Origin of the sequence: Paraburkholderia sp. RL18-085-BIA-A (genome assembly GCF_046027075.1) — a bacterium.
GTDB lineage: Bacteria > Pseudomonadota > Gammaproteobacteria > Burkholderiales > Burkholderiaceae > Paraburkholderia.
This window is the reverse complement of record NZ_JARESU010000531.1, coordinates 1-721: the sequence shown is the minus strand read 5'-3', so window position 1 is coordinate 721 and position 721 is coordinate 1. Positions and strand designations below refer to the sequence as shown.

1 protein-coding gene is annotated in these 721 nt (G+C 66.4%); it reads left to right on the top strand.

The window, feature by feature from the left end:
* Positions 1–122 precede the first annotated feature (122 nt).
* A partial coding sequence (locus tag P0D89_RS53675) for a tyrosine-type recombinase/integrase (RefSeq protein WP_408371413.1) occupies positions 123–721 on the top strand: 599 nt, incomplete at its 3' end.

The following is a 721-nucleotide window of genomic DNA, read 5'->3' as shown; positions in this document are numbered from 1 at the left end:
GAACGAAACCGCTCGCGCGGTAAGGGCTCCGGCCTGCGATAGCGGTAATGGAGGGGAAACCGACTCTGTTTTCATGTTGATGGGCGAGGCAATCCGCCTCGTCAGTCAACGGGAGCAGAGTCATGACCCACACCAGCCAGGGCATCAGCCCGCTGCGCCAGCGCATGATCGACGACATGCGCATGCGCCAGCTTTCCCCCAAGACGCAGGCCAACTATCTGCGCATCGTGCGCGAGTTCACCCGGTTTCTCGGGCGCTCACCCGATACCGCTACCGTCGAGGACCTGCGCGGCTACCAGTTGCATCTGGTGGATCACGGCACGTCACCCGTTTCGCTGAACGCCGCGATCACCGGCCTGAAGTTCTTCTTCGAGATCACGCTCCATGAGCCCGACCGGATGGCGCGGATGCAGCCGGTGCGTGTGCCCCGCACGCTGCCCGTCGTGCTCAGTCCGGACGAAGTGGGCCGCCTGATCGCGGCCACCGGCAACCTGAAACACCAGACGGCGCTGTCAGTCGCGTACGGCGCGGGCCTGCGCGCCAGTGAAGTCGTCGCGCTGAAGGTCGGCGACATCGACAGCCAGCGCATGACGCTGCGCATCGAGCAGGGCAAGGGCCGCAAGGACCGCTACGCGATGCTCTCGCCGGTGCTGCTCGAGCGCCTGCGCGTCTGGTGGCGCGTGGCGCACGCGCAGGGCAGGATGCCCGAAGGTGGGTGGCT